Below are 23,746 nucleotides of genomic sequence, written 5' to 3' on the forward strand. Positions count from 1 at the left end.
TATGAGTAGAGTGTTAGATACATCGCAAAGAAATTCGGTATTACAAAGGATGGCAATTTTAGTTGATCAAAATCAACATGAAATACTAAAAGCAAACCTTAAAGATCTTAAATCTTATCAAGGAAATGATCTTGCAATGAATGACCGTTTAAAAGTAGATAATCATAAAATAGAAGTGATGATTGCTGCGCTTAAGCAATTGGCAAATCAGGAAGATCCAATTGGAGTTGAGCGATTTAGATTCACTCATGACAATGGAATGCAAGTATATAACAAAACAGCATCTTTTGGAACAGTATTGATTATTTATGAATCTAGGCCGGATGTAACCATAGAAGCAGCTGGAATTGCATTTAAATCAGGTAATAAAATTTTATTAAAAGGAGGAAAGGAATCGTTACAGTCTAATCTTGCAATAGTAAAACTTTGGCATTATGCACTTAAAGAAGAAGGAATTTCTTCAGATTGGATAACATATCTAAATTATAATAGGACGGAAACACAGTCGTTTCTTGAAAAACCAACTCAAAATGTTGATTTAATAGTGCCGAGAGGAGGAGAAAAATTAATTGCATTTGTAAAGGAGCACGCAACTTGCCCTGTAATTGTTAGTGGACGAGGTAATAACTTTGTATATGTTCATAAGGAAGCGGACAGAGCTTTGGCGCTGGATAATATTATCAATGGTAAAACAGATAAGATTTCTGCTTGTAACGCTATAGATAAGGTCTTGATAGATAAAAACCTTCCTAATAAAGAAGATTTTGTAAGAAATCTTATTGCTACGCTTAAAAATTTTAATGTAGAAATATTAGGTGATGCTTCTTTGTCTAAATATGAAGAAGTAAACGCTATTTCTAATGATGATATATGGCAAGAAGAGTTTTTGGACTATAAGATTGTTATTGGAGAAGCAGAAAATGCTCCAGAAGCTATTTCAAAAATAAATAAGTATAGTGGTGGACATTCTGCGGCTATTATTACCAGAAATCAGAAAGAAGCAGAGGCTTTTATGGCTTCTGTAGATTGCGCCGCTGTGTATCATAACGCTTCTACAAGATTTACGGATGGTTTCCAATTAGGCTTGGGGGGAGAATTAGCAATAAGCACAGATAAATTACATCAAAGAGGACCAATAGGTTTGCAACATTTGGTGACGAATAAATGGTTTATACATGGAGATGGACAGATTAGATAAAAAAAGAGTTGTACTTAAGATAGGATCTAATGTTTTGACAAAAGAAACAGATCATATTTCTAGAGGTAAAATAGAAGATATAGGTAGACAAATTGTAGCCTTACAGGATACCTATGAATTTGTTATTGTAAGTTCTGGTGCAATTGCTGTGGCTAAACAGTTTGTGAACTTGGAAAGCAATGGAAAAGAGATTAATGTAAAACAAGCATTGGCCTCCATTGGACAGCCACATTTAATGAGGATTTTTCAAGAGAGTTTTAGAGATTTAGGATTACTTACGTCTCAATGTTTATTGTCTTATTCGGATTTTGAAAGAGAACAGTCCAAGAACAACATCGTAAATACAATTAATGTCTTAGTAGATAATAACTATATACCAATTATAAACGAAAATGATACGGTAGCCACAGACGAAATTCAATTTGGAGATAATGATAAACTAGCTGCTTTAACTGCTTGTTTGTTAGATGCTGATTTGTTGATAATAGCTACTAATACTAATGGTATATGTACCAAAGAATCTGTGGAAAATAAAACGTATAAAACCATTGATGAGGTAGAAGATATAGAGTTGTTGACAGGAGAGATTGTGTCTTCTACTTCTACACATGGTACTGGAGGTATGAGATCTAAGGTGCAAGCAGCAAGTATAGCACAGAACGAAAACATAGAAACTTGGATCGTTAATGGTCTAGAAGATAATTTTATGGTAAATACAATGGAAAAAAAACTCCCATTTACCAAAATAGTTAAAGCAGTTTATAATGAATAATTACTTTTCAATAAAAGATGTCGATTCAATTGATACATGGGTGAATGAGGCGATCGAAATAAAGAAAAACCCATTATCTGATAAAACATTAGGAGCGGATAAAACGATTGGCTTATTATTTTTTAATCCTAGCTTACGTACTCGTTTAAGTACGCAAAAAGCTGCTCTGAACTTAGGGATGAATGTAATTGTAATGAATTTTACAGGAGAAGGCTGGTCATTAGAGTATGGTGATGGAGCGGTTATGGACCAGGGTAATTCGGAGCACGTAAAAGAAGCAGCTCAAGTAGTTTCTCAATATTGCGATGTATTGGCAATTAGAGCATTTGCTAAACTGGAGAATAGAGATGATGATTATGAAGAGAAAGTACTAAAGAGCTTTATCAAGTATACTGATATTCCAGTAATAAATATGGAAAGTGCTACAGGTCACCCTTTACAAGCATTAACAGATGCAATAACAATTACAGAAAATAAACCAATTCATAAACCAAAGATTGTATTATCATGGGCACCGCATCCGAAAGCCTTACCGCAGGCAGTTGCGAACTCTTTTGTAGAAATGGCGCAGCAAATGGAAGCAGATTTTGTAATTACCCACCCTGTGGGATTTGAGTTAGCCAGTCAAATTACTAATGAGGTGCCCATTGATTACAATCAGGAGAATGCATTAAAAGACGCAGATTTTGTTTATGTAAAGAATTGGAGTTCATATGAGGAGTATGGAAAAACATCTCAAGATCAGAACTGGAAAATTACTAAAGAAAAAATGAAATTGACTAACAATGCAAAATTCATGCATTGTTTGCCCGTAAGAAGAAATGTCGTGATAGATGATGCGGTAATTGATAGTGATAATTCCATTGTGATAGAACAGGCAAATAATAGAACATATGCTGCTCAATTAGTACTGAAGAAGATTTTAGAAACGACATAGGTATGAAGAAACAAAAACTACTAGTTGCAAAAATAGGAGGTAATATCATAGAAGATAAGAATGCTCTAGAGTCATTTTTAAAAGATTTTTCTAAAGCAAAAGGACCTAAAATTTTAATTCATGGAGGAGGTAAATCGGCAACGAAGTTAGCTTCAAGATTAGGAGTCAAGACAGAAATGATTGATGGTCGAAGAATTACTTCTGCAGATAACTTAGAGATTGTAGTAATGACATATGCAGGTTTATTGAATAAGACCATTGTTTCTGGTTTGCAAAAATATAATTGTAATGCGTTGGGGTTAACAGGTGCAGATGCTAATGTAATTGTAGCGGATAAAAGACCTGCGCAATTTGTTGATTATGGATATGTTGGTGATGTAACCAATGTGAGTGGTAAGACTATCAAAGGGTTTTTAGAATTAGGAATAACACCAGTTTTTTGTGCTGTAACACACGATAAGAATGGTCAATTATTTAATACTAATGCAGATACTATTGCTTCAGAAGTTGCTTCAGCAATGGGTACACATTATGAAGTGTCATTATTTTATTGTTTTGAGTTGCAAGGAGTTTTAGAAAACATAGATGATAAAGAATCTGTTATTGAATGTATTGATTTAGAGAGATATACGGAGTTAAGAGATACTGAAGCTATTTCAGATGGGATGCTGCCAAAGTTGAAAAATTGTTTCGATGCATTGCAAAAAAATGTACGTAAAGTGCATATAGCAAATGCAGATTTTATAAAAGATAATACAATAAAACATACGACTTTAAGTCTATAACGATGGAACAGGAACTGACAAGTAAAGCGATAGAGCTTTTATGTAAATTGATCGAAACACAATCTTTTTCTTCAGAAGAAGAAGGAACAGCATTGTTAATAGAAGGTTGGTTGAAGGAATATAATATTCCATTTGAAAGAGAGAATAATAATATTTGGGCTTATAATAAAAATTTTGATGATACTAAACCTACTATTTTATTGAATTCTCATCATGATACAGTAAAACCGAATGGTAATTATACGAATGATCCTTTTAAGGCATTTGTACAGGATGGTAAACTATATGGATTAGGGAGCAATGATGCTGGAGGATGTTTGGTTTCATTAATTGCCACATTTACGTATTTCTATGATAGAGATAATTTGAAATATAATTTTGTATTAGCAGCTTCTGCTGAAGAAGAGAGTAGTGGTCCTTTAGGTTTAAAAAGTATTCTAAAATATCTTAAAAATGTAGAGTTTGCAATTGTTGGAGAACCAACATTGATGCAGTTAGCAATTGCGGAAAAGGGATTGTTGGTATTAGATGTATCTGTAAAAGGTACAGCAAGTCATGCGGCACATCCGAATGATGATAATGCTATTTATAATACGCTAGAAGTAGTTGAATGGTTTAAGAATTATACGTTTGAAAAGGGATCTGAAACTTTAGGAGAAGTGAAAATGACGGTTACGCAAATCAATGCAGGGAATCAACATAATGTAGTCCCTTCTCATTGTAATCTAGTAGTAGATATTAGGGTGAATGATAAATATAAAAATGAAGAAGTTTTAGAAATAGTAAAACAAGCAATGCCAAATAATGTAGAGGTAAAACCCAGATCATTACATTTAGGTTCTTCTTCAATACCAAGAGATCATGAAATTGTAAAATCTGGAATTACTTTGGGAAGGACGACCTATGGTTCACCAACACTTTCGGACCAATCAGTATTGAGTTGCCCATCTTTAAAGCTAGGACCAGGAGATTCAACCAGATCGCATTCTGCTGATGAGTTTATATATGTTAAGGAAATTAAAGAAGGTATATCATTATATATTAAAATTTTAGAAGGAATAGTATGAAACTTTGGGATAAAGGCTTAGCCACAGATCAAAAGATCGATATGTTTACAGTAGGTAATGATAGACAACTAGACTTGGTAATAGCTAAATATGATATACAAGCGACATTAGCGCATACTAAGATGTTACATAAGATAGGGTTGTTATCTGATCAAGAAATTTCTGAGATAAAAATAGAACTAGATGTATTAACGGAACAAGTCAAAAATGGAACTTTTGTAATTGAAGATCAATTTGAGGATGTACATTCTAAAATTGAATTCGAACTCACAACGAAAATTGGAGATACAGGAAAGAGAATTCATACGGCTAGATCTAGAAATGATCAAGTGCTTGTCGCTATGCATTTGTATTTAAAAGATGAATTGATACAAATAAAATCACAGGTAAAAGAATTGTCAGAAAACCTTTTAAGTTCTGCAGAGAAGTATAAAGAAGTACTATTACCGGGATATACCCATCTTCAGATAGCAATGCCATCATCATTTGGATTGTGGTTTTCTGCATATGCCGAGAGTTTTGTAGATGACTTATATTTTGTAAATGCAGCATTGAGTGTTGTAGATCAGAATCCACTAGGTAGTGCAGCTGGGTATGGGAGTTCATTTCCTATAGATAGAGAATTTACTACAAAAGAGCTTGGTTTTGATACCCTTAAATATAATGTTGTAGCTGCCCAAATGAGTAGAGGGAAATCCGAAAAATCAACTGCCTTTGCAATGAGTAGTGTAGCGGGAACACTATCTAAACTAGCGATGGATGTTTGTTTATATATGAGTCAGAATTTTGATTTTATGAGTATTCCTTCAGAATTTACAACAGGTTCTAGTATCATGCCTCATAAGAAAAACCCAGACGTTTTTGAATTGATTAGAGGGAAATGTAACAAAATTCAGGCTTTGCCTTATGAATTGAGTTTGTTAACTAATAATTTACCAAGTGGGTATCATAGAGATTTACAATTATTAAAAGAAGGGATCGTACCAGCTATTCAAGATTTAAAAGCATCTTTAGAAATGGCAATATATGCTCTAAAAAATGTAGAGGTTAATCAAGCAATATTAGATGATGATAAGTACGATTATTTATTTAGTGTAGATACATTAAATGAATTGGTAATGAAAGGTATGTCTTTTAGAGATGCTTATGTGAAAATTGGATTGGATATCGAAAATGGAAATTATAAACCAGAAAAGAACACAAAGCATAGTCATCTAGGAAGTATTAATAATTTATGTTTGGATGATATCAAAAGAAAATTACAATCCATTTAGAAAATGAATTGTAAAATATATAAGAAAAGTTGAAGCAGTTAATTGAGTGTAAGTTGAGTTAGTTTAATTTTTTTTGGCTTCAACCTAGACCCTCAGAGGAGTAGTTAACCACTGAGGGTTGTTTTTTTTACGTAGTATGATTTAATAATTGATATCTTAGTTTAAATTTAGAAAGTCATGAAAATAACTTGTTTTGGAGAAGTCCTTTGGGATATATTTCCTCATCATAAGAAAATTGGAGGCGCACCATTGAATGTTGCTTTAAGATTAAATTCTATGGGGATCGATTCTTCTATTATTACAAGAGTTGGTGTTGATGATTTAGGCCACGAGATAATCTCATTTGTAAGTCAACAAGGCTTGTCTTTAGAAACAATCCAAAAAGACTATCAACATCACACAGGAGAGGTTATAGTATCTCTTGATAATGAAGGAACCGCATCTTACAAAATTAGCCGACCTGTAGCTTGGGATTTTATTAATGCTACTGAAGAAGCTATTATCGAGGTCTCGGTATCTGATGCTATCATTTTTGGAAGTTTAGCCAGTCGTAATGATGTTTCTAGAAATACTTTATTTCAGTTATTAGATAAAGCTAAATTTAAAATATTAGATGTTAATCTTAGACCACCTCATTACGATACTCAATTACTTTCTGAGTTAATGAAGAGAGCAGATTTTATTAAGCTAAATGATGAAGAATTAGATGAAATTTGTACTCATTTTGGAATAAAAGAATCGACTCTAGAGGAACAGATAAAATCAATAGCTTCATATACTAATACCCCCCAAATTTGTATTACTAAGGGTGGAAAAGGTGCTACTTTATATGATAAAAAATCTTTTTATCATAATGATGGATATACCATTAAAGTGGTAGATACAGTGGGAGCAGGAGATTCTTTTTTAGCAACGTTGATTTCTAAGTTATTGCAAGGAAATGAACCTCAATTATCAATAGATTACGCTTGTGCTATTGGCGCAATGGTGGCAGGTAGCGAAGGTGCTAACCCTATTTTTAATAATAAAGAGGTTCGGAATTTTATAAAAAATCAATAATTAATTCAATTCTCTTACCCAGATATTTCTATAATGGACAGGATTACTATGATCCTGTAATTTGATTGGACCTTTACCATGTGGAACATTTTTAGGAGGACCAATATATTCCGTGCTGCCTAAAATCTCAACGTGGTCTTGAACAAGAACTCCATTGTGAATAACTGTAAATGATCCTGATTTTACTTTCTTACCATCTATAAATTCTGGTTGATGGAATATGATATCATAGGTCTGCCATTGATCGTTAGGTTTGGTAGCATTTACCAATGGTATATGTTGTTTGTAGACAGAAGTAGCTTGTCCATTAGAATAGGTGCGGTTTTTATAACTATCTAAAATCTGTACTTCGTATTTATTTTGAAAAAACACCCCACTATTACCTCTTCCTTGGCCTTCACCTTCTACAATATCAGGAGCTTTCCATTCTAAATGTAATTGAACACTACCAAAATTATTCTTTGTTTGTATATCGCCAGTTCCTGGTTTTACAGTCATAGTTTTATCCGTATTGATAGTCCATGCTGCTACTGTAGAATCTTTGGTAGAAATCCATTGGTCTAATTTATTTCCATTAAAAAGAACTATGGCATCAGAAGGAACATTACCTTCATTAAAAGAAATAGCATTAGGTTCTGACTCCCAAACTTCTGTTTCTTTAGGGTCTGTAATTTCCTTTTCTGTTGGAGTTGAGGTTAGTTCCTCTTGGATACTATTAGTTGAGGAAGTATCATCCAATTCTTTTTTTTGTTCATTACAAGAAATGACAACACTTATTGTAATAAATAGATATATGATTGTTTTCATTGTGGTGTTTTGTTGGTTATAACCCTAATATTTTTTTTAGTTGTTCTTTATCGATATCAGCTCCAGCAAAATCATCAAAGGCTTTTTGAGTAGCTTCTATGATATGGTTTTGAATAAATGGAGCTCCTTCTTTAGCACCTTGCTCTGGGGATTTGATACAACATTCCCATTCCATAACGGCCCAAACATCACAACCATATTGTGTGAGTTTAGAGAATATTGTTTTAAAATCAATTTGTCCATCTCCAGGAGAACGATAGCGTCCAGCTCGATCTATCCAATCACTGTATCCTCCAAAAACGCCTTTCTTACCTGTAGGATTAAATTCAGAATCCTTTACGTGGAAGGCTTTTATAAATTCGTGGTAATGATCTATATATTCTAGATAATCCAATTGTTGTAAAACAAAATGACTAGGGTCGTATAGGATATTTACTCGTTTATGATTCCCTGTTGCTTCTAGAAACCTTTCGAAAGTTATTCCATCATGTAAATCTTCACCAGGATGAATCTCATAGCAAACATCTACGCCTTGTTCATCAAAATGATTAAGTATAGGTAACCAACGTTTTGCTAATTCTTCAAAGCCCATTTCTACTAATCCAGTAGGTCGCTGAGGCCAAGGATGCATGGTATGCCATAATAACGCACCTGAGAATGTACCGTGTGCTTTAATTCCTAGTCGATTACTAGCTGTTGCTGCATTTTTGACCTGATTAACAGCCCATGCTGTTCTCTTTTTAGGATTGTTTTTGCAATCATCAGGCGCAAAGTTATCAAACATCAAATCATATGCAGGATGAACTGCAACTAATTGTCCTTGAAGATGTGTTGAGAGTTCTGTGATTTCTAATCCATAATCAGCAATTTTCCCTTTCAGTTCATCGCAATAAGTTTGACTTTCTGCTGCCTTATTAAGGTCTATTAATCTAGTTTCCCAAGTGGGTATTTGTATGCCTTTATATCCTAAATCCGAAGCCCATTTACATAATCCATCTAATGAATTAAAGGGTTCTTTGTCGTCCATAAACTGAGCTAGAAATACTGCAGGGCCTTTTATTGTTTTCATGTTTTTTAAATTTTAGTCCAGCTGGCATTATTTTTACTGCTTTCTACAGCAGCATATATGAATTTCATTCCTCTAATACCATCAGTTACTGTTGGGAAATCTAGATCTTGTGAAATCATCTTTTTACTCTTGATATTCATTAATTCTTTAGCAAAACTTCTGTAAATTGTTGCAAATCCTTCTAAGTATCCTTCTGGATGTCCTGCGGGAATTCGAACGTATTCTGATGATTCAGGATAAGTTCCATTGCCGCCAGGAGTATATATTTGTTTAGGTTGATCCAGCCATTTTACAGTAAGTTGATTTGGGTTTTCCTGATACCATTCCACACTTCCTTTAGTACCATATATTTTAATTCCAAGATTATTTTCTTCTCCTGTCGCTATCTGTGAAAATGACATGACTCCTTTGGCCCCATTCTCAAAACGTAATAAAATATTGCCATCATCATCCAGACTTCGACCTTCTCCAAAAGCAGTTAAATCAGCTGCAATAGTTTCAATTTGGATTCCGGTGATATATTCTACTAGATTTTCGGCATGAGTACCTATATCGCCAAGAGCTCCACCAATACCAGAGCGTTTAGGATCAACACGCCAAGCCGCTTGCTTTTGACCTGTTTTTTCTACCGCTGTAGAGAGCCAACCTTGTAGGTAATGCACATTGATTTTACGAATGGTTCCTAAATCACCTTTAGTAATCATTGTTTTTGCTTGCTTTACCATTGGGTATCCGGTATAGTTATGAGTCAATGCAAATACTTTCCCTGAAGCGGCTACTATTTTTTCTAATTCAATAGCTTCATCTAATGTTAAAGAAAGAGGTTTATCACAAATTACATGAAAACCATGTTCTAAAGCCATTTTTGTAGGTGGAAAGTGCATATGATTTGGAGTAACAATGGATACAAAATCCATTCGTTCTTCTTCTGAAAGTTTAGTTTCTCCAATGATCATTTCTTCAAAATTACCATATACTCTTTTATTTGATATTCCTAGTTCTTTTCCCGAGATAAGGCTTTTTTCTTTACTTGAAGAAAAAGCTCCACAAACTAATTCAATCATCCCATCAATGCTAGCTGCTTTTCGATGAACATCACCAATAAATGATCCGGTGCCACCACCGACCATTCCCATTTTAAGTTTGGACATAATTAGCTTTCTTTATATTCTATTTTTTCATTTTTGAAGAAGACAGCAAATAATATCATTACTGCAGCAGCAAAAATAGCTGGGAATATCCAAATGCTATTCCAATTATGTTGCCCTTCAGAAATTAAGTTTGTATCTGTAATTTTTCCTGCGACATAAAATCCAATTAACATCCCTAATCCATAGGTTGCTAAAGTAATCAGACCTTGTGCAGCACTTTTGAACTTTGCTCCAGCTTTAGAATCGGTATAAATCTGTCCTGAAACGAAAAAGAAGTCATAACAAATACCGTGTAAAGCAATACCCACTATAAGCATAAAGGCTAGCTCTCCTGAATTGCCATAGGCAAATAATAAATATCTAACTGTCCAAGCTAACATTCCTACTAATATTGTTTTTTTGAACCCAAATTTCTTAAAGAAAAAGGGAAGGAGTAGCATGAAAAGAACTTCAGATATTTGACCAATCGTCATTTTTGCAGCTGGGTTTGCCACACCTATTTCTCCTAAAAATTGTCCAGCATGCTGATAGTAAAATGCAAGAGGAATACATATGAGTATAGATGCTAAGAAAAAGATTAAGAAGTTTTTATCTTTTAAAAGTTTTATTGCATCTAACCCTAAAATATCAGAAATGGTTACTTTTTGATCTTTACCAACTTTAGGAGGTGTTTTAGGTAAAGTAAAACTAAATATACCCAAGATAGCAGAAGCTATAGCAGTCATTAGAAAGGTGTTTTTCAGCATCCCATTAGCAACCCCTTCTGTAGAATCCCAATGAAAAACATAGCTAATCACAAGTCCTGCAATGATCCATCCTATAGTTCCAAAAACTCGTACAAATGAAAACTGCTTTGCCGGATCTGTCATTTGATTAAAAGATACAGAGTTTACTAGAGCAAGTGTTGGCATATAGGCAATCATATACCCTAATACATATGGATAGAAAACAGAAAAATCCGTAGCATTTGCCATTTGATACATTAAGACTGCTCCGATAAGATGTAATACTCCTAAGATGCGTTCTGCATTAAAAAATCGATCAGCAATAAGCCCAATGATAAACGGAGCAATAATAGCTCCCCAAGATTGTGTAGAATATGCCATAGCTATTTCTCCGCCACTTGTATTTAAAGAATTTGGTAAATAAATACCCATGGTTACAAACCAGCCACCCCAAATAAAGAATTCTAAGAACATTAGTAAGGATAACTGAAACTGAATAAATTTATTCATAGTTAATAGTTGGTTAATTTAGTTGTTTAGAAAGGTTGATTAATAAATCACGTGTAGCGATAATTCCATCAATTTCACTTAATCGGTCACCTTCATATTCTACTCCAATATAACCTTGATATCCTGATGCTTTTACAATCTCTAACATTTTTTTGTAGTCTATGGTAGTTTCATTTCCATTTTCATCAAAATCATAAGATTTGGCACTTACCCCTTTTGCAAATGGCATTAATTCTTCTGTCCCTTTGTATTTAGGATATTCTTTAACACATTTAGCACCCCATCGTTCGCCTCCTTCGCGTTCTAAACAAAAATTACCAAAATCTGGTAATGTACCGCAATTTGGTTTGTTAACATTTCGCATTACTTCTGCAAGTAAAGAACCATTAGAAGAAAGATATCCGTGATTTTCTACAATTACATTGATACTTTTAGTAGCTGCATATTCTGATAATTTAGTTAATCCGTCTGTTGCCACTTTTACCCATTTTTCCGGATCATTTGTGCCGAATAAATTAACTCGTATCGAGTGACATCCTAAAAATTGAGCAGCATCTACCCATTTCTGATGATTCTCCACAGTTTGATTTCGTTCTTTTTCATCAATAACTGCCAAATCTCCTTCACCATCTACCATAATCAAAAGATTCTGTACATTGTGTTTATTACTTTCTGATTTTAAAGAGTCCAGAAGTTGTTGTAGGGCTAGTTTAGGATCTTTAGCATCCTTGTAGGAATATAATTGGCTAACATATTCTACTCCAGAAAAACCTAATTCTTTTGCTTTCTTGGCAAAATCCATTGGATCTAGTTTACCGGATTGTATTTCTTTATGAAGTGACCATTGTGCTAGCGATAATTCGAAAAAAGGTACTGATTCTTTGGGTTCTTCTATGATTTTTTCTTCTTCTTGTTCTATTGTTGTATTTTCTTTAGTAGTTTTCTTACAGGAACTAATGATTAGCAAGCATAAAAGCCCTTTGAAGATGGTTTTGTACATAATTTTAAGTTTAGTTAGGTGATTTTTATAAAGCCCAGTCTTTTCCACCGGTTAGGTTTTCTACAGAATCGCAGCCAATATATTCTCCCGGTACAGGCAGATAGTTAAGTACATTTTCTGCAATCTCTTTTGATGTTTTAAATCCATAAATAGATAGATCTCTGACAGAAGAAAGGAAAGTAAAAGATATTGCTTCTTTAGATACTTTTTCTAAATCTTTTGGAGTTTTTACTTTAGCCATTTCTTCCCAGTATTCTTTTCGCTTTTCTTTAGAAATTTTTAAATATTTAGCTAGCAATGCATCATATTCTTCTAGGGTTACATCGTCAATACTTTTTTCTTGATTAACACCGAGTTCATCTAAGATAACTCCTGCACCGTATTTAAACATTTGTGCTTCCTCAACTTCTTCAACACTTTGGTTGATAAATTTATCAATAAACATTGGTACATGTAATGATTTTGCACCAGGTATATTCGTTTCCGGAAGAATAAGATCTACAATTTGTTCTAAGGCTTTCCCTTCATCTATTGATATAAGTTCTGGTGTCCAGTCTAAAACATATTCTTTTTGACAACTTTGTAATAGACTTAATACTGCAGGTGTAACAGCGATATATCCAGCTGATAAACCTATGTTTTTTAATGCTTCTCTTCTGTTCATAGTACTAAGATTAAGCGTTGTTTTTAATTTGTTTTGCTGCATGATCTGCTGCTCTTGCTGTAAAAGCCATATAAGTCAATGATGGGTTTACACAACTAGCAGAAGTCATAAACGCTCCATCGGTAACATATACATTTGGTACAGCATGGACTTGATTATTAGCATTTAGGACTGATGTTTTAGGATCTTTACCCATTCTCGCAGTTCCCATTTCGTGAATACCTAAGCCAGGAGCTCCAATATCATCCCAAGGTTGTATGTCTGTAAACCCTGCTTTAGTAAGCATATCCATAGCTTGTTTTATCATGTCTTTTCGCATTTCGAGCTCATTTTCTTTAAACTCTGCGTCAAATGTGATTGTTGGTAATCCCCACTCATCCAGTGTATTATAATCCAAACTCATTTTGTTTTCATGATATGGTAGACATTCTCCAAATCCCATAAGACCAACTCGCCAACCTCCAGGTTCTAAGATTTTCTCTTTTAATTCTTTTCCATATCCAAGTTCAGCAATAGTTTCTTCCCAATTAGAACGACTAGCACCTCCTTGATAGCCATATCCACGTTTAAAATTCTTTTGGTCAGTTTCTCCTCCAATATTTCTAAAACGAGGAATATAAATTCCATTAGGTCGTCGTCCTTTAAAATATTTGTCTTTAAAGCCGTCATATTTTCCAAAAGCTCCTGCTTTAAAGTGGTGATCCATAATATTATGCCCTAATTCTCCAGAGTCATTACCCATACCATTTGGAAAACGCTCAGATTTTGATTGCATTAGAATACTTGCTGAGGCAATGGCTGAAGCACATAAGAAAATTACCTTAGCCGTAAATTGCATTTTTTCTTTGGTGAGTGTATCAATTACTTCTACGCCAGTTGCCTTCCCAGTCTTATCATCATATAAAACTTGATGAACAATAGAATTAGGACGTAAAGTCATATTTCCAGTTCTCTCTGCTGCAGGAAGGGTAGAGGAGTTACTACTGAAATAAGCTCCAAAAGGACAACCTCTCATACATCGATTACGGTACTGGCAATTCATCCTTCCTTCAAATGTTTTGGTTCCGGTAATATGTGCAGTTCTTCCAATAGTTAGAAGTCGATCTTCATAATTTTCAGCAATATTCTTTTTTAAGTGATCTTCTACACAATTTAATTCCATAGGAGGTAGAAATTGTCCGTCCGGTAATTGTTCTAATCCAAGTTTTTCTCCACTGACACCAATAAATTCTTCTACTTTATCGTACCATGGAGCTATATCCTTATATCGTACTGGCCAATCGACAGCGATTCCATCTTTTTTATTTGCGTCAAAATCAAAATCACATAGTCTATAACTTTGTCTTCCCCACATCAAAGATCGACCACCCACGTGATAGCCTCTTATCCAATCAAAACGTTTTGTTTCATTATAAGGATGTTTTAGATCATTAACAAAGAAATGACGATGCGCCTTATCAGTTACATAACCTGTTCGATGTTGTTTAGGTTGTTCAGCAATTTCTGATCTTGAAGGTTCACCTTTTAATTCATAATCCCAAGGATCGTCATTGGCAGTAGTATAATCATCGATATGTGTGACCATACGACCACGTTCTAATACCAAAGTTTTAAGTCCTTTCTCACAAAGCTCTTTGGCAGCCCAGCCACCACTAATTCCTGTTCCTACGACAATTGCGTCATATTGAGGTTCTTGTTCCATACTTTTTTTGATGTTTACAGACAGTCTATAATTAAAATGATAACGAGCATATCTATATAGTATAGAAATCTCATTATAGTTCTATTAATTTAATACAACATGAATAGGCTTTTATAAGCACTATTGTAAGCTCTGATAGTAGTTTTGTTTGTCTGTTTTCTTCTTGTTCTGGAAGAAAGGTGTTTTTTCAACTATAATTATATGAATTAACAGTTGTAGAAATAGAATAAATCTAATTTCGGTTCTAATATAAGAAGTTTGTTTGCTTTTTAACAATACAATTAACAAATCATTAATTAAATTAGTGATTCATTAAAAAAATAATTCAAGCCTAATGTCAAAAGTAAATAGAAGAAAAGCTATTAGAAACTTATCAATGGGTATAGGTGCTATTGGTTTTGGAGGTACAGTATTTTCTCAGTCTGTTTCAAAGAATATTTTGAATTCATTTCGGGATGGTTTAAAAGGAAACATAAATCATGCTGTGTGCAGATGGTGTTACAGGAATATAGAATTGGAAGAATTTGCAGAAAAATCAAGTGATATAGGTATAAAAGCTATTGATCTTTTGAAACCGAATGAATGGGAAATTGTCATAAAAAATGGATTAAACTGTTCTCTAGCGACAGATACTTTTGCTAGTATTACACAAGGATTTAATAGCATAAAAAATCATTCAGAACTTCAGAAAAATTATTTTAATCTTATTTCGAAAGCATCATACTCAGGAATTAAGCAGGTTATTGTGTTTTCCGGAAATCGAAATGGTATAACTGATGCTATTGGTTTGGAGAATTGCGCTAAAGGATTAGCACCTTTGGTAAAACATGCAGAAAAGAATGATGTTACTTTAGTAATGGAATTACTTAACAGTAAAGTAGATCATACAGATTATCAATGTGATCATACTCCTTGGGGAGTTCAACTAGTTGATAAAATCGGTTCTAACAATTTTAAATTACTCTATGATATTTACCATATGCAAATTATGGAGGGTGACATCATTGCTACTATTAATAAATATAAAGATTATATAGCACATTATCATACAGGAGGTGTCCCTGGCAGGCATGAGATTAATCACACCCAAGAACTTAATTACCCAGCTATCATGAAAACTATTGTAACGAATGGATTTACTGGTTATGTAGCGCAAGAGTTTATTCCTACCTATGAGGATAGTTTAGAATCTCTAAAAGAAGGAATCATAATATGTGATGTGTAACTTTAAGGGATCATAGTTTTTAAGTCCTGAATTACATTGATATTATGCCTTAGAAAGGCAAAAAGAATAAATAAAATAATGATTGCCACGGTAAAACCCAGCAAATTACCATTTTTACTACTTGATACTTTTTTAGATGTTTTTAAATAGGCTTTAGACAGTTTTTTAGTGTATTTAGATACCAAAGCAAAAGCTGGAGCAAAAATTAGTACCACAATTAGCATATCTACCAGTACTAGTAGATATCCTTGTTCGTTAATATGTTTTTTTACATATTTAATTACAAATTCATTAATTAATGCTGCACAAAGTACAGCAATTGCATAGATTGCAAATTTGGTAAGTTGTTTGTTATTCATGGGGACTACATCTATTCTTATAATATCGTAAAAATAGAAAAATGTTATGGATACTGCCTATATTATATTATAGAGGAATATTACCGTGTTTTCTTTTAGGACGATCAATAGATTTCTTTTCTAACATGCTAAACCCTTTAATAAGTTTTCTCCTAGTATCTTCTGGAAGAATTACTTCATCTATAAACCCTCGCTGTGCTGCTCTATATGGATTTGCAAATTTATCGGCATATTCAGCTTCCTTTTCTGCAAGTTTTGCTTCAGGGTTATCCGAAGCTTTGATCTCTTTTCTGAAAATTATTTCACTTGCACCTTTTGCTCCCATAACAGCTATTTCTGCAGTTGGCCAAGCAAAATTAAGGTCTGCTCCAATATGTTTAGAGTTCATTACATCATAAGCACCACCATAAGCTTTACGCGTAATCACTGTTACTTTTGGTACCGTTGCTTCACTAAGGGCATATAATAATTTTGCTCCGTGTACTATAATTCCATTCCATTCTTGATCTGTCCCAGGTAAGAATCCAGGTACATCAACCAAAACAAGTAAAGGAATGTTGAAACAGTCACAAAAACGTGTGAAACGTGCAGCCTTTTTAGAACTATTTACATCCAAAACACCTGCTAAAAACATAGGCTGATTGGCTACAATACCAACACTTCTTCCACCAACTCTAGCAAAACCTACAATAATATTCTCTGCATAATTTTTATGAATTTCATAAAAAGAATCTTCGTCAATTATTCCTTCAATAACCTCATGCATATCATACGGTTTATTCGGATTATCAGGAATAATATCAGCCAGAATTTCTCTTTTTTCATCTGCCAACGAATAAGAGATTGTTTCTGGTGTTTCTTGATTATTTTGAGGAAGATAACTCAACAGCTTTTTTACATCTTCTAGACATTCTATATCATTAGATGAAGTAATATGAGCCACTCCTGATTTCGAAGAGTGTGTGCTCGCACCTCCTAATTCTTCTGATGTGACTTCTTCGTTAGTAACTGTTTTTACAACATTTGGACCAGTTACAAACATATAACTACTATCTTCTACCATGATGGTAAAATCTGTAATAGCAGGAGAGTATACCGCACCACCAGCACAAGGTCCCATAATTGCAGAAATCTGAGGGATAACACCAGATGCCTGTACATTTTTATGAAAAATATCTGCATATCCACCTAATGATCGAACTCCTTCCTGAATTCTAGCTCCGCCAGAATCATTTAGACCAATAATTGGAGCTCCAACATTAACAGCAAGATCCATTACTTTACAGATTTTTTCTGCGTGTGTTTCTGATAAGGCACCTCCAAAAACAGTGAAATCCTGTGCGAAAACATATACCAATCGACCATTAACAGTTCCATAACCTGTAACTACACCATCCCCATAATAGATTTCTTTTTCCATTCCGAAGTCGGTGGTTCTATGAGTAACAAGAATACCTATTTCTTCAAAAGATCCTTCGTCTAGAAAATAAGCTACACGTTCTCGCGCGGTTAGTTTTTTCTTTTGATGTTGTTTTTCTATGCGTTGTTCACCACCACCTAAATGCGCTAGATCAATTTTTTCTTGTAAAGTTTTTATTTTAGAGTTCATATGTTAGCGAATTGGTAATCGTAATTTTTGTTGATCTTCTTGGTATTGTTTTATAGCTATCAATGCTGCTATTCTTGCTTCTTGCTGCATTTCTAATTTTAATACATCTGGAGTATAATATTTTTTCACAAAATGAGTGTCAAAATTTCCAGATGTAAACGCTTCATGTTGGCATACAAATTTTCCAAAAGGTAGAGTAGTTTGTACACCTTCTACAATATAATTATCAATGGCATTGATCATTAATTGAATAGCTTCTTCTCTTGTTTTTCCATAGGTTATTAGTTTAGAAAGCATAGGATCATAATAAATAGGGATATCCATACCTTCTTCAAAACCATTATCTACTCTTATACCTTTTCCAGAAGGAATTCTGTAAGTCTCTAAATTACCGACACTTGGTAAGAAATCATTTAGCGGATCCTCAGCATATACTCTTAATTCTAATGCGTGTCCTTTAATTTCTAAATCTTCCTGTGTAATAGGTAGTTGTTCTCCTCTTGCTACTTTGATTTGTAATTCTACAAGATCTGTTCCTGTTATTAATTCTGTTACAGGATGTTCTACTTGTAAACGAGTATTCATTTCTAGGAAATAAAAATTGTGATTTTCATCTAATAAGAACTCTACAGTTCCTGCGCCTACATAATCACAAGCTTTAGCGACTTTTACTGCTGCTTCGCCCATTTTAGAACGTAAATCAGCTGTTAAAACAGCAGAAGGAGCTTCTTCTACTACTTTTTGGTGTCTTCGTTGTACACTGCATTCTCTTTCAAAAAGATGAATAACATTTCCATGAGTATCGGCCATTACCTGAATTTCAATATGTCTTGGAGAAGCGACATATTTTTCAATAAATACAGATCCATCACCAAAAGCAGAGATAGCTTCACTAATAGCGCGTTGCATTTGTGATTCTAAATCACTTTCTTTTTCTACTACCCGCATTCCTTTTCCACCACCACCAGCTGATGCTTTTATTAGAATAGGAAAACCAATCTCCCTGGCGATAGTTTTTGCTTTGTCTACATCAGTAATAGCCTCATCTATTCCTGGAACCATTGGGATATCATAAGCCTTAACAGCATCTTTAGCTGCTAGCTTACTTCCCATAACTTTTATGGCTTTGGATTTTGGCCCAATAAATATAAGATCGTTTTTTTCAACTTCTTCCGCAAAATCAGCATTCTCACTTAAGAAACCATAACCTGGATGTATTGCATCCACGTTTAGTTCTTTGGCAAACGAAATAATTTTAGAACCTAATAAATAAGATTCGCTAGAAGGTGCTTCACCTACACAGACTGCTTCATCAGCAAATTTTACATGTGGTGCATTTCTGTCTACAGTAGAATATATAGCAACTGTTTTAATTCCCATCTTACGAGCAGTTTGCATAACTCTTATGGCAATTTCACCTCTATTGGCAACTAATATTTTTTTCATAGTATATGATTACGTATGATATTTCTTTTGATTTAAATTGAATAAGTTTTATTCGAACTCAATTAATAACTTCCCTTTATCTACAGCATCTCCTTTAGAGACGACAATAGATTTTATGGTTCCTTCTCTAGGTGAAGTAATGATGTTCTCCATTTTCATAGCCTCAAGAACCAGTAAATAGTCATCTTCCTTTACTGTTTGGCCAACGGCTACCTGTATATCTATAATAAGACCTGGCATCGGAGATTTTATAGCGTTTACTTGTTTAGAAGCACCAATAGAAAATCCCATTTCGGAAATCATCATATCTAATTGGTTAGATATATCAACGTCATAGGTATTGGCATTTACTTTTACAGTATATTTTTTACTATTGAAATCAGATGTTATTATTTCCGTATGATAAGATTGATGTTCTTCTAAGATATGAAATGTGGAGTCGGAAGTTTTAACAATATTGGTTTTTGAAATATCTTCTTCAGATATCATAGCCTCAAAATCCTTATTTACTTTTACTTTATAGTGTGTACTCATAAATAACCATTCAATTTGGTGGATAAATATAGGTATTTATATTTATCGTAGATGTTTGTTGTGAATATTTTAAAATATGTTTCTCGAATGCGTTATTTTTTATGATTATTTCAATGAAAATATCAACAAAAAATAATGAAATGGAGTTGTAAAAGGGAATAATGAATATATTTTTATCTTCTAAAAGATTGGTTATAAAAACACATGATTATATCTATATTTACAACTTATACATGGTCATAGTTGTTATTTAGAATATATGTCATTTATTGAAGGTTTTTTTATTGGAATAGCGATGATCATTTTTGTTGGTCCAGTATTTTTTCTATTACTAAATAGTAGTTTTCAGTTTGGAGCAAAAGCTGGAATAGCAGTAGCTCTAGGAATAATAATAAGTGATATCATCTGTGTTTTATTATGTTATTACGGACTTTCTTCTTTTATGAAAGCATCACAAAATCAATTTTGGATTGGTATTATAGGCAGTGCTATACTCTTTGGATTGGGAGTTAATTATCTGTTTAAAAAAGCTACAGTTACTAAGAATGTATCTGTTAATTCTAAGAAATGGAGCACTTTTTTTGTAAAAGGTTTTAGTGTTAATTTTTTTAATCCTTTTGTATTTATTGTTTGGATTGGAGTATTTAAATATGGACAGGAAAAATATGTAGATACAATAGCTCTTTTAGTATTTTTAATTGCTGTGCTAACTGGCATATTGACGACAGATTTGTTAAAAGTATTTCTTTCAGCTAAGCTTAAACAATTTATAACTCCTTATAGATTAAATATCTTTTTTAAGATTACGGGGGTTATATTATTGATTTTTTCTTTCCGTTTGGTCTATTTAGTTTGGTAAGTTTAGATAAACTTGATTTTAGTTATATTTGAGTAACAACTTAAAAAACAAACCGATATGGAATTTAATTTATTAATAGTTGCAATCGCAGCTCTTATCCCCATAGTGTTAGGATTTATATGGTATAACCCAAAGGTGTTTGGTACTGCTTGGATGAATGCTTGTGGATTTACTACAGATGATTTAAAAGGAGGAAATATGGCAATAATATTTGTTATTTCTCTCATTCTAAGTTTTATGTTAGCTTCCTCACTTCCTACTATGGTGATACATCAAAATGGTTTTTTTCAAAGCTTAATGAATGAACCGGATTTAACAAAGGAAGGTACAGAGATCTATCAGTATACACAAGATTTTATGAATAAGTACGGAGCTAACTTTAGAACATTTAAGCATGGTGCTTTGCACGGTGCTATGGCTGGAATATTTTTTGTTTTACCTGTATTAGGAACGAACGCTTTATTCGAAAGAAAAGGAACTAAATATATATTAGTAAATGTTGGCTATTGGACTGTATGTCTAGCATTAATGGGAGGTATTATTTGTGAGTTTACATAATATATTTTGCTAATATTAAGAAAGAAAAAGGGTTTATGATAATAAACTCTTTTTTTATAACTCATTTCCAAGTATTCTAGAAAAAAGCTTTTCTAACATAGGAGAGGCTTCCTCCATATTACGTTCACGTTCTTTAGCTTGTAAATTACCATTATCATCATAGTATAACTCGTAGCTAAATACAAAACGACTTGCATCTTTTCCCATTCCTAGTTGACCAAATCTAAGGTCATTAAAATATATTTTGTCCTTACTTTTTTCAATAGTATACCAACCTTCAGATAATTTTATAAGTCTTGGGATTAAAGGTTCATTGCTCATTTCACCTAATAAGTGATGATTTTTAGGGAACTCAGAAAACGTTACAATTTTATCTTCATCCAATAATGAGTAATATCCTATCAAAAATGAATCAGTGGTTTCGATATTGGCTGTCCAAAGAATACTATTTAGTGGAGTAGGACGGGTTTGTATTTCATTATGAGTAATATGTTGATTTTCTAGGTTAACAATAAAATTAGATTTGGCTATTTGTTGTAAAACTAGGGTGACTAATAGGTAAAAACTACTACAAAGTAATCCTAGATTGTTAAAAAATCTTCTTCTAGGATTTGTCCTTTTGTAAAACATAGCTACGATTACAAAAACTAAAAAAGGGATTGTGTATAAAGGATCTGCTACAAAAATATTGTGAAAGGCGACTTTATGATCTAAAGGCCAGAATAATTGTGTCCCCCAAGTTGTAAAAGCATCTAGGATAGGGTGAGTAAATAACCCAAGGAACATAAGTTTTGTCCAATCTTTCCAATCGGCTTCTTTGTTTTTATAAAGTTTACTTAGTAGCCACCCTAGAATTGGTGCCATAAGAATGCTAAATAATATGGAATGCGAAAAACCTCTATGCAATTCATTAGACGTTACATTATCAAAGAATAGTTTAGCCAGAACATCTAAATCAGGAATTGTGCCGGCAATGGCTCCCCAAAGCATCGCCTTATTTCCTACTTTTCTACCTATAGCCGCTTCGCCCGCAGCGGCACCTAATACAATTTGAGTCAGTGAATCCATTATTAACTTAACTGAAGTTTAAAAGGATTCCTTACTTCATATTCACTTGGAGAAATAAAATCTACTAAAGGTTTTAATATTTTATTTGAAATGGAATTTCCATGACGAACATATAGTTTCATCTCAACAGGTTTTGCACCCACGCAACTTTTGATAATCTCCGCTGTTCTACCTAGCCTTAATTCCTTAACTTTTTTAGAAATTGCTAAATCAACATAATCGTATAACATTCTTTGATAAATATCGTGACTCTTATTGTATGCGTAATCAATACCAATATGGTTCGCTTCTACAACTGTATTGAGAATAAAAGAAGTGGTGAAGCCTACTAGTTTATCATCTAAGAAGTATGCTCTAAATACAAATAGATCTTTAAGGGATTTTTTAAGATTTCTAAAGGTAAGTGCATTGAGTTTTCCGATTTTAAAATCTGCTTTATCTAAAACAGAAAGATATAAAGTGTCAATCTCTTTATGAAAGATACTAATATCTTCATCACTAAAATCTTTTACTACAATATCAGCAGATTTTTTAAAAACCTTTTTTGTTCTGGTTCTGAATTTAGTTTTCATGCTATCCAGATAATCATCAAAATTATTCCAGTTACTCTTAATTTTCAAAACCATATTAACATCAATACTAAACTCTCTAAAATCTTGTCTTTTAATAGAGTCACTTTGGTTAAATGATGAAGGCCAAAATTCTTTTAATAATATAAAAGAAGGTTTCTCTGATTTTTCGGCTTTTCTAATTTCTCGCAATGCATCTGATAAACTTTCAAAAGCTTTTTTTGCGCTAATTTTATCAGAATATAGAAAACCGTGCTCTCCACAAGAAAAAAGATTACCACAGACAAGTACTTTTACATCCATGTTTTTTATAAAAGTATTTTTGATGGTATCACTTATTCGACAAGGGAATTCTTGGAATTTCAGATCTTCAGTGTTAAACTTAATAAGTTGGTTAACAGCGATCCCCACAGGAGTGTTTTTATCATAAAATAGTATGTATCTAAATCCGATGGTTTGTGATAAAGTATTTTCTAATGTGGTAAGATAATGTAAAGTAAGAAAAAGATTATTTTCATTATTTATATTATTCCAATCGTCAGAAGGAACATCTTGAGCATTTTTAAATATTGAATAAGTTAATGTAGTTGTTTTGCAACTATTTTTTATTTTGTCAAGCATAAATCCCTTACAAATGTTATTGACAAATTACTGTCCGAATAGTTTTTCAAATTTACATTTATTTTTAATAGTAGTTTGTTAAACGATTGTCAATTTTGATTTTACGATTTATTAAAGCTTTAATACCGTAATTTCATTATGGGTAAACATTTAATGTTGTTTTGTCGTTTAAATCTTG

23 protein-coding genes are annotated in these 23,746 nt (G+C 33.0%); 10 read left to right on the forward strand and 13 right to left on the reverse strand.

Going from position 1 to position 23,746, the window contains the following annotated elements; genetic code table 11:
* Position 1 precedes the first annotated feature (1 nt).
* The 7 genes from BMY33_RS12505 (at position 2) to BMY33_RS12535 (ending at position 7,092) form a co-directional block, all read left to right on the forward strand.
* Complete coding sequence (locus BMY33_RS12505) at positions 2-1,198, forward strand: glutamate-5-semialdehyde dehydrogenase (protein WP_091408940.1); 1,197 nt, start codon at positions 2-4, stop codon at positions 1,196-1,198.
* Positions 1,176-1,970: a glutamate 5-kinase gene (gene proB, locus BMY33_RS12510; protein WP_091408943.1), complete on the forward strand. Its 795-nt coding sequence runs from the start codon at positions 1,176-1,178 to the stop codon at positions 1,968-1,970. The genes BMY33_RS12505 and proB overlap by 23 nt, the downstream gene beginning before the upstream one ends.
* Complete coding sequence (locus BMY33_RS12515) at positions 1,963-2,907, forward strand: N-acetylornithine carbamoyltransferase (RefSeq protein ID WP_091408945.1); 945 nt, start codon at positions 1,963-1,965, stop codon at positions 2,905-2,907. The genes proB and BMY33_RS12515 overlap by 8 nt, the downstream gene beginning before the upstream one ends.
* A gap of 2 nt (positions 2,908-2,909) precedes the next feature.
* Positions 2,910-3,692: an acetylglutamate kinase gene (argB, locus tag BMY33_RS12520; protein WP_091408947.1), complete on the forward strand. Its 783-nt coding sequence runs from the start codon at positions 2,910-2,912 to the stop codon at positions 3,690-3,692.
* Positions 3,693-3,694: 2 nt separating this feature from the next.
* Positions 3,695-4,759 carry a M20 family metallo-hydrolase gene (locus BMY33_RS12525; protein WP_091408949.1) on the forward strand — a complete coding sequence of 355 codons (1,065 nt, stop codon included), beginning with the start codon at positions 3,695-3,697 and terminating at the stop codon, positions 4,757-4,759.
* Positions 4,756-6,033: an argininosuccinate lyase gene (gene argH, locus BMY33_RS12530; protein ID WP_091408951.1), complete on the forward strand. Its 1,278-nt coding sequence runs from the start codon at positions 4,756-4,758 to the stop codon at positions 6,031-6,033. The genes BMY33_RS12525 and argH overlap by 4 nt, the downstream gene beginning before the upstream one ends.
* A 177-nt stretch (positions 6,034-6,210) precedes the next feature.
* Positions 6,211-7,092 carry a carbohydrate kinase family protein gene (locus BMY33_RS12535; RefSeq protein ID WP_091408954.1) on the forward strand — a complete coding sequence of 294 codons (882 nt, stop codon included), beginning with the start codon at positions 6,211-6,213 and terminating at the stop codon, positions 7,090-7,092.
* Here BMY33_RS12535 and BMY33_RS12540 read toward each other — a convergent pair whose 3' ends face one another.
* Genes BMY33_RS12540 through BMY33_RS12570 form a run of 7 tightly spaced genes read right to left on the reverse strand, consistent with a single transcriptional unit; the run spans position 7,093 to position 14,720 of the window.
* On the reverse strand, positions 7,093-7,899 hold the full coding sequence (locus BMY33_RS12540) for a 3-keto-disaccharide hydrolase (protein ID WP_091408956.1): 807 nt from the start codon (positions 7,897-7,899) through the stop codon (positions 7,093-7,095).
* Positions 7,900-7,915: 16 nt separating this feature from the next.
* Positions 7,916-8,968 (reverse strand): sugar phosphate isomerase/epimerase family protein, encoded by a 1,053-nt coding sequence (locus tag BMY33_RS12545; protein ID WP_091408958.1) that lies wholly within the window; start codon positions 8,966-8,968, stop codon positions 7,916-7,918.
* 5 nt (positions 8,969-8,973) lie between these two features.
* On the reverse strand, positions 8,974-10,119 hold the full coding sequence (locus BMY33_RS12550; RefSeq protein WP_091408960.1) for a Gfo/Idh/MocA family protein: 1,146 nt from the start codon (positions 10,117-10,119) through the stop codon (positions 8,974-8,976).
* Between the two features lie 2 nt (positions 10,120-10,121).
* Positions 10,122-11,354, reverse strand: coding sequence for an MFS transporter (locus tag BMY33_RS12555; protein WP_091408963.1), 1,233 nt, complete (start codon positions 11,352-11,354; stop codon positions 10,122-10,124).
* A 13-nt stretch (positions 11,355-11,367) separates the two neighbouring features.
* Positions 11,368-12,354 (reverse strand): sugar phosphate isomerase/epimerase family protein, encoded by a 987-nt coding sequence (locus tag BMY33_RS12560; RefSeq protein WP_091408965.1) that lies wholly within the window; start codon positions 12,352-12,354, stop codon positions 11,368-11,370.
* Positions 12,355-12,379: 25 nt separating this feature from the next.
* Complete coding sequence (locus BMY33_RS12565) at positions 12,380-13,018, reverse strand: gluconate 2-dehydrogenase subunit 3 family protein (protein ID WP_170837069.1); 639 nt, start codon at positions 13,016-13,018, stop codon at positions 12,380-12,382.
* A gap of 10 nt (positions 13,019-13,028) precedes the next feature.
* Complete coding sequence (locus BMY33_RS12570) at positions 13,029-14,720, reverse strand: GMC oxidoreductase (RefSeq protein ID WP_091408969.1); 1,692 nt, start codon at positions 14,718-14,720, stop codon at positions 13,029-13,031.
* Positions 14,721-15,054: 334 nt separating this feature from the next.
* On the opposite strand from BMY33_RS12570, the gene BMY33_RS12575 reads away from it, so the two are divergent.
* Positions 15,055-15,945 (forward strand): hydroxypyruvate isomerase family protein, encoded by an 891-nt coding sequence (locus tag BMY33_RS12575; RefSeq protein ID WP_091408971.1) that lies wholly within the window; start codon positions 15,055-15,057, stop codon positions 15,943-15,945.
* 2 nt (positions 15,946-15,947) lie between these two features.
* On the opposite strand, the gene BMY33_RS12580 is transcribed toward BMY33_RS12575, so the two are convergent.
* From BMY33_RS12580 to BMY33_RS12595, 4 genes are all read right to left on the reverse strand, one after another.
* A complete protein-coding gene (locus BMY33_RS12580; RefSeq protein ID WP_091408974.1) occupies positions 15,948-16,304 on the reverse strand; it encodes a hypothetical protein in 357 nt (118 codons plus the stop codon).
* Positions 16,305-16,371: 67 nt separating this feature from the next.
* Positions 16,372-17,913, reverse strand: coding sequence for an acyl-CoA carboxylase subunit beta (locus BMY33_RS12585; protein WP_091408976.1), 1,542 nt, complete (start codon positions 17,911-17,913; stop codon positions 16,372-16,374).
* A gap of 3 nt (positions 17,914-17,916) precedes the next feature.
* Entirely contained in the window at positions 17,917-19,359 is a 1,443-nt protein-coding gene (gene accC / locus BMY33_RS12590) for an acetyl-CoA carboxylase biotin carboxylase subunit (protein WP_091408979.1), read from the reverse strand.
* A gap of 48 nt (positions 19,360-19,407) precedes the next feature.
* On the reverse strand, positions 19,408-19,893 hold the full coding sequence (locus BMY33_RS12595; RefSeq protein WP_091408981.1) for an acyl-CoA carboxylase biotin carboxyl carrier protein subunit: 486 nt from the start codon (positions 19,891-19,893) through the stop codon (positions 19,408-19,410).
* Between the two features lie 259 nt (positions 19,894-20,152).
* On the opposite strand from BMY33_RS12595, the gene BMY33_RS12600 reads away from it, so the two are divergent.
* Complete coding sequence (locus tag BMY33_RS12600) at positions 20,153-20,752, forward strand: LysE family translocator (RefSeq protein ID WP_091408983.1); 600 nt, start codon at positions 20,153-20,155, stop codon at positions 20,750-20,752.
* Positions 20,753-20,809: 57 nt separating this feature from the next.
* Positions 20,810-21,310, forward strand: a complete 501-nt coding sequence (locus tag BMY33_RS12605; protein ID WP_091408986.1) for a DUF1761 domain-containing protein — start codon at positions 20,810-20,812, stop codon at positions 21,308-21,310.
* 54 nt (positions 21,311-21,364) lie between these two features.
* Here BMY33_RS12605 and BMY33_RS12610 read toward each other — a convergent pair whose 3' ends face one another.
* Positions 21,365-22,378 (reverse strand): metal-dependent hydrolase, encoded by a 1,014-nt coding sequence (locus BMY33_RS12610; protein ID WP_091408988.1) that lies wholly within the window; start codon positions 22,376-22,378, stop codon positions 21,365-21,367.
* A 2-nt stretch (positions 22,379-22,380) separates the two neighbouring features.
* The gene (locus BMY33_RS12615; protein WP_091408991.1) at positions 22,381-23,568 is read right to left on the reverse strand and encodes a hypothetical protein; all 1,188 of its coding nucleotides are present in this window, start codon (positions 23,566-23,568) and stop codon (positions 22,381-22,383) included.
* Between the last annotated feature and the right edge of the window lie 178 nt (positions 23,569-23,746).

It is taken from the genome of Aquimarina amphilecti (genome assembly GCF_900109375.1).
Lineage (GTDB): Bacteria > Bacteroidota > Bacteroidia > Flavobacteriales > Flavobacteriaceae > Aquimarina > Aquimarina amphilecti.